Source organism: Gaiella sp. (assembly GCF_035558935.1).
Taxonomy (GTDB): Bacteria; Actinomycetota; Thermoleophilia; order Gaiellales; family Gaiellaceae; genus Gaiella.
The window spans coordinates 1-6440 of the sequence record NZ_DATMBZ010000040.1 but is presented as its reverse complement, the minus strand read 5'-3'; the positions used below and the strand labels follow the sequence as shown (position 1 = coordinate 6440).

The 6440-nt window shown below is 71.5% G+C and carries 6 protein-coding genes; 3 read left to right on the top strand and 3 right to left on the bottom strand.

Going from position 1 to position 6440, the window contains the following annotated elements; all coding sequences use genetic code 11:
* A partial coding sequence (uvrC, locus tag VNM44_RS04110) for an excinuclease ABC subunit UvrC (protein ID WP_325622919.1) occupies positions 1-1507 on the top strand: 1507 nt, incomplete at its 5' end.
* 14 nt (positions 1508-1521) lie between these two features.
* On the opposite strand, the gene VNM44_RS04105 is transcribed toward uvrC, so the two are convergent.
* The 3 genes from VNM44_RS04105 to pruA form a co-directional block, all read right to left on the bottom strand.
* A complete protein-coding gene (locus VNM44_RS04105; RefSeq protein ID WP_325622917.1) occupies positions 1522-1866 on the bottom strand; it encodes a cupin domain-containing protein in 345 nt (114 codons plus the stop codon).
* Between the two features lie 34 nt (positions 1867-1900).
* Positions 1901-2860, bottom strand: coding sequence for a lysylphosphatidylglycerol synthase transmembrane domain-containing protein (locus VNM44_RS04100; protein WP_325622915.1), 960 nt, complete (start codon positions 2858-2860; stop codon positions 1901-1903).
* Between the two features lie 168 nt (positions 2861-3028).
* The gene (gene pruA / locus VNM44_RS04095; protein WP_325622913.1) at positions 3029-4663 is read right to left on the bottom strand and encodes an L-glutamate gamma-semialdehyde dehydrogenase; all 1635 of its coding nucleotides are present in this window, start codon (positions 4661-4663) and stop codon (positions 3029-3031) included.
* Positions 4664-4687: 24 nt separating this feature from the next.
* On the opposite strand from pruA, the gene VNM44_RS04090 reads away from it, so the two are divergent.
* The gene (locus VNM44_RS04090) at positions 4688-5332 is read left to right on the top strand and encodes a methylated-DNA--[protein]-cysteine S-methyltransferase (protein ID WP_325622911.1); all 645 of its coding nucleotides are present in this window, start codon (positions 4688-4690) and stop codon (positions 5330-5332) included.
* Positions 5329-6285, top strand: a complete 957-nt coding sequence (gene whiA / locus VNM44_RS04085) for a DNA-binding protein WhiA (protein ID WP_325622908.1) — start codon at positions 5329-5331, stop codon at positions 6283-6285. The genes VNM44_RS04090 and whiA overlap by 4 nt, the downstream gene beginning before the upstream one ends.
* Positions 6286-6440 lie beyond the last annotated feature (155 nt).

Genomic DNA, 6440 nt, shown 5'->3' with positions numbered 1-6440 from the left:
CACGCGCGAGCGGCACCGGCGCGGCAACGTCTACTTCGGGCCGTACGCCAATGCGAAGAAGGTGCGCGAGACCCTGGACGTCCTGAACCGCGTCTTCCAGTTTCGCCCCTGTGAGGGCCCGAAGCCGGGACGGCACTCCGGCATCCCCTGCCTCGACTTCCACATCGAGCGCTGCACGGCGCCGTGCATCGGCGCGATCTCGGAAGAGGACTACGGGCAGATCATCGACGGCGTGATCGAGTTCCTCTCGGGGGAGACGCGCCCGATCCGCCGGGCGCTGGAGCGGCGCATGCGCGAGGCGGCAGCGGAGGAGCGCTTCGAGGAGGCTGCGCGCTACCGGAACCGGCTGCGCGCGATCGAGAGCCTCGCGGAGCGCCAGGCCGCGGACAAGCGGGCCGTGGGAACGATCGACGTGATCGGCCTCGCCGTCGACGACGACCGCGCGGCGGTGCAGCTCTTCCCGCTCCGCGACGGCCGCCTGGTCGACCGGTTCGCCTTCCACCTCGAGAACGTCGGGGGCCAGGACCGCCCGACGATTCTCGAGTCCTTCTGCGTGGAGCACTACGGCAGCGCTCCCGCGATCCCGCCGCAGGTCGTCGTCCCGCCCGACATCGAGGACACCGAGGCGCTCGCCGCGTTCCTCGGCGACCTCCGCGGCGCCCGCGTCGAGGTGCGCGCGCCGCAGCGCGGGGAGAAGCGTCGCCTCGCCGATCTCGCCGAGGAGAATGCCCGGCTGGCGCTCGAGCACGACGCCTCGGTGACGGAGCAGAAGCGGCAGCGCCGGGTGGAGGCGCTCGAACAGCTCCGCGAGTGCCTGAACCTCGAGAGCCTGCCGGTGCGGATCGAGTGCTTCGACGTCTCCAACATCCAGGGGCGCGAGATCGTCGCCTCGATGGCGGTCTTCGTCGACGCGCAGCCGCGGCGCGCGCACTACCGGACGTTCGCCGTGCGCGGGCTCGAGGGCCAGGACGACTTCGCGTCGATGGCGCAGGTCGTGTCGCGCCGCTTCGCGCGCCTGCGCGACGCGTCCTCGGCCGAGCGCTACGACGAGAGCTTCGCGAGCATCCCGAACCTCGTCGTGATCGACGGCGGCAAGGGGCAGCTCGCAGCCGCCCTCGAGGCGATCCACTCGACGTACGACCTGCCGCGCGTCGCGGTGGTCGCGCTCGCGAAGCGCGAGGAGGAGGTGTTCGTCCCCGGCCGAAGCCGGCCCATCCGCCTCGACCGCCACGACGCCGGCTTGCAGCTTCTCCAGCGTGCTCGGGACGAGGCGCACCGCTTCGCTATCGGCTTCCACAGGCGGCGGCGCGACACGCGCGCGTTCGAGTCGATCTTCGACGACCTCGAGGGCATCGGCCCCGCGCGGCGCCGCGCGATCCTGCGGCACTTCGGCTCGGCGGACTCGTTCCTCGCAGCCTCCCAGGAGGAGCTCGAGGGCGTCCCGGGGCTTCCCGCACGGACGGCGCGCGCCGTGTACGCGCAGCTGCACAAGGCCGGCAAGGGCTGAGCCCGGCCGCAGCCCTACTCCTGTCTGACGATATCGACGGAGATCTCCACCGCCGGGATCGTCCCTCTGTTCTCGAGCCAGTGCCTGGTGTTCCTGTCCTCTGGCCAGCCCACTCCCGGCCCGTAGTCCGTCGCGACTCCGTCTCGATGGTCGGTGATCGTCCCTTGCAGGACGTAGACGGTGCCCGGTCTGTCCTTGTGGTCATGGATCGGGCCGAAGACGCCTCCGGGTTCGATGGTCACCATCCGCATTCGGAGCTGACGTCCTGCCATGCCCTCGATCTCCGGGCCGAGGTCGATCGCGGCAAGCATCTCCACCGTCACGCCTTTCGTCTCGGGTGCCGCCTTCTCGTTGCTCACGTGGCCTCCTTCGGCTGCTTCCAGTCCGCCGCGACTATCCCGGCTCGTCCGCCGACTCCGGCGGGGGCTTCGTCGCGGAGACGACCGACCGGTAGCGCACCGTCCCGAGAGTCAGGAAGAGCGCGAGGAAGCCGACGACGACGTTGATCACCGTGATCGTGAGCTTCATCCCGACGCTGAAGGCGAGGAGCGTCGAGCGCGCGACGCCGACGTCGCGGAACGCGTAGACCAGCAGCGCCTGCTCGGTGCCGATCCCGCCCGGGGTGGCGGGCACGAGTGTCGACATGCTCATCGTCGCCTGCACGAGGACGACGTGCCCGACGTTCTGTGGGATCCCGAAGGCGCCGAGAAAGAACCAGATGGTCGCGAAGCGGAGGAGCCAGTCGCCCAGCTGCCAGAGGACGACCGTACGGGCGTAGCGGGTCGGCGGATCGAACACGGCGAACGCCTGGGCGACCCGGTCCCGCAGGCGGTTCCAGAAATGGTGCAGCAGCAAGGCGATGCCACCGGCGATCACAAGGAACGCGATCACCGCGGGCGGGCGCACGACGCCGTCCTCGACGGCCCACGAGTAGTCGAACGACGGCAGCCGCGAGAGCGCGTCGAGCGACGGGAGCACTCCCTGCGTCAGCGCCCACACGAAGACGGCGAGCGCGAGCGCCATGTCCACGAACGTGAGGACGACGTTCGAGGAGACGACGGTCGTGTACGAGCTTCCCGGGATCGCGCGATGGGCCATGAAGATGCGAACGGCGTCGCCTGCCCGGGCGGGGACGATCGCGTTGACGCCGACGCCGGCGACGTACGCCGCGAGGATCGGCGGCCAGCGCACGGGACGGTCGGGGTACGCCGCGGCGAGCACGTTCCGCCAGGCACGGCTCGTGCAGCAGAGCTTGAGGAGATGGCAGCAGATGGCCGCGAAGAGCGGCAGGAGCGCGATGTCCGAGAGGAAGTGCCAGAAGCTCTCGGTCGCGGTCCGGATCTCGTCGATCACGGACTCACGGTAACCCGAACGTGGGGGAATTCATGGTCCCCGCGGTCCCTCCTCTACGGTTGCTTCCCGGTTGAGGGCTGCTGGCGTCCCGGCCGGGAAGCCGGCCTCCGGCCGCGACGCGCCACTCCGCCGTGGCGCGTGAGCCGCTGGGCCTCTCCGTGACGTTCTTCAGCTATCCGGCTGCAGGAACGGGTAGCGGTAGTCCGTGGGCGGGACGAGCGTCTCCTTCACGGTACGGGGGCTGACCCAGCGGATGAGGTTCCACATCGAGCCCGCCTTGTCGTTCGTGCCCGAGGCGCGTGCCCCGCCGAACGGCTGCTGGCCGACGACCGCGCCGGTCGGCTTGTCGTTGACGTAGAAGTTGCCCGCCGCATAGCGGAGCGCGTCGTGCGCCTGGCCGATCGCAGCTCGGTCGTTCGCGAAGACGGCGCCTGTGAGCGCGTAGCTGCCGGTCTCGTCCACGAGGTCGAGGGTGTCGTCCCACTTCTTCTCGTCGTAGACGTACGCCGTGACGACCGGGCCGAAGAGCTCGTCCTGCATCAGGCGGAAGCCGGGGTCGTCGGTCTTGATCACGGTAGGCTCGACGAACCAGCCCTCGGAGTCGTCGACCTTCCCGCCGGCGACGATCTCGGCACCCGCGTCGCGGGCCTCCTGGATCGCCGTGGCCTGCGTCTCGAACGACGAACGGTCGATGACGGCGCCCATGAAGTTCGTGAAGTCGCGGACGTCGCCCATCGCGATCGAGGGCACGTCGCGCTGGAGGCTCTCGCGGATCTCGCCCCAGAGGTTCGACGGGAGATAGAGACGGGACGACGCAGAGCACTTCTGCCCCTGGTACTCGAACGAGCCGCGGACGATCGCCGTCGCGACGGCTTCCGGGTCGGCGGAGGGATGGGCGAGAATGAAGTCCTTGCCGCCCGTCTCGCCGACGATGCGCGGATAGTTGCGGTACCGGTCGATGCCGCCGCCGATCGTCCGCCAGATCGACTGGAAGACGCCCGTCGAGCCGGTGAAGTGGACGCCCGCGAGCTCGGGGCTCTGGAGCGCCGCGTCGCCGAGCTCGGCGCCCGGTCCGAGGACGAGGTTGATCACGCCCGGGGGCAGGCCGGCCTCCTCGAGTAGGCGCAGCGTGTACCAGGCCGAGAGCGCCTGCGTCGACGCGGGCTTCCAGACGACCGTGTTGCCCATCAGCGCAGGCGAGGTCGTCAGGTTCGCACCGATCGCGGTGAAGTTGAAGGGGCTGATCGCGAAGACGAAGCCTTCGAGCGGCCGGTACTCCATCCGGTTCCAGACGCCGGTGGACGAAATCGGCTGCTCCTCGTAGATGCGCACGAGGTACTCGCAGTTGAAGCGGAGGAAGTCGATCGTCTCGCAGGCCGCGTCGATCTCCGCCTGGTGGGCCGTCTTCGACTGGTTGAGCATCGTCGCCGCGTTCAGCGTCGAGCGCCACGGGCCGGACAAGAGCTCGGCGGCGCGGAGGAAGACGGCGACGCGCTCGTGCCAGGGCGTGGACGACCAGCTCGGATGCGCGGCCCGTGCGGCGTCGATCGCCCGCTGGACGTGCGATGCGTCGCCCTTCGCGACGTCCGCGAGGACGTGGTCGCGGTCGTGCGGCATGACGGCCTCGAACGTCGTGCCCGTCTCGACGCGCTCGCCCCCGATCACGAGCGGGATCGAGAGGCGCTCGCCCGCCATCTCCGCGAGCCGGCGCTGCAGCTCGGCACGCTCGGGTGACCCGGGGACGTAGCCGCGAATGGGCTCGTTGACCGCCGTTGGGGGCCTGAAGATCCCGGGGGCGCTCATGGGACCGATTGTAGAGTCGGGCAGGTGGGCGTGACGCGTCAGCGCGACTCGGTCGGCGCCTCTCGCACGGCCGGCCGCCACGCCGGTGCCGGCGACACGGCGGTGCGCACGTATCGGTACACGGTTGCAGGCTGGGGCGTCGGCGAGCTCGCAGTCCGAGGCGGGCTGCTCGTCGCGCACGCGCTGCCGTCACCGCGCCGACGCCCCGGGCGGCAGCCTCCTGCCTCCCTTCCGGGCGACCCCCCTCAGGGGGGCGCGAGCACCCCTGAGGACACGCTAACTGTCGACCCGTCACGGGAGCGTGACGGCTTCGTGTCGGATCTGTGCCGGCGGTTTGCAGCGCACCTCGCGGGCACGCCCGTCTCGTACGACGACGTAACGGTGGACGAGGACGGGCTGACGGAGTTCCAGCGGGAGCTCCTCGGGGCGGCGCGTTCGGTGCAGTGGGGCGAGGTTGTCACGTACGGCGGCCTCGCCGCCCTGGCCGGCCGGCCGCGCGCCGCCCGGGCGGCCGGGAGCTTCTGCGCGGCGAATCGCCTCTCGCTCGTCGTCCCGTGCCATCGCATCGTCGCGGCCGGCAAGGACGAGCCGTTCGGCATCGGCGGCTACGGATCGTCGGGCCTGCGGCTCAAGCGCCGCCTGCTGGCGCGGGAGGGAACGCTGCTGTGAGCGGCGGCTCGCTCGCCGCCGACGCCCGCGCCGAGCTCGCGGCGCTCGCGCCCGTGCGGCGCTGCGACCGGCTCGCAGAGATCTCCGCGCTCTTCCACACGGCAGGAACCGTCCATCTGCGCGGGCGCGGCGAGCTGGCGTTCCACCTCGACCTCGCGGAGTCCCCGGTCGCGCGACGCGCGTTCGCGGTGCTGCGCGACCTCAGGATCGGGTCCGCGATTCGCACCTACCGCCGGACGTCATTCGACCGCGCCTCGCGGACGCAGCTGCACGTCGAGGGCGCGCAGCACGCGATCGACGTCCTCACCGAGGCGGGAGTCCTCGGTCGTGACGGGCTGCCGCTCGACCGGCCGCCGGGGCGCGTGGTGGCCCGCGCCTGCTGTCGCGCCGCATACCTCCGTGGCGCGTTTCTCGGCGCCGGCTCGCTGAGCGGGCCCCGGTCGCCGCATCTCGAGGTGCGGACACCACTCCATGCCGGAGCGGCGCTCGTCCGAAGCGTTGCGTCCGCCGCCGGCATCCGGATGCGCGTCATCGACCGCGAATCTCACTCGGCCGCGTACGCGAAGGGCTGGGAAGCGATCGAGGCGTACCTCTCCGTCGCGGGCGCGACGGCGACGGTGCTGGGGCTCGAGGAGCGCGCGCTCGTCGCGGGGCTGCGCGCGGACGCGAACCGCCTCGCCAACGCGGACCACGCGAACCTGGTGCGACAGAGCAGGTCGGCCCAGGCGCAGCTCGACGCCGTTCGCAGGCTTCGTGACGAGGGGACGCTGGAGCACCTCGCGCCTACGCTCCAGGCCGCCGCCGCGCTGCGGCTCCGCCATCCCTCGCTCTCGCTCCGCGAGCTCGCGGCCCGGGCCGACCCGGCCGCGACGAAGGCGACGATGGCCGGCCGGCTGGCCAGACTGGTCGAGCTCTCCGAGGCGGCGCGTAAGCCCCGTGCGCAAGCGGGTTGAGCTTCCCGCCGCCGCGCTCCATACTCCACGGCGGTGGGCCCGCGCTCCCAGGCGGGGGATCCAGACCCCATCCGCCGTCTGGTGCCGGAGCGCGCATGTGGGGGAGGGGACATCCTCGGAGCTCCTCCCTCAGCCCACCGCCCCGTTCCGCGCCT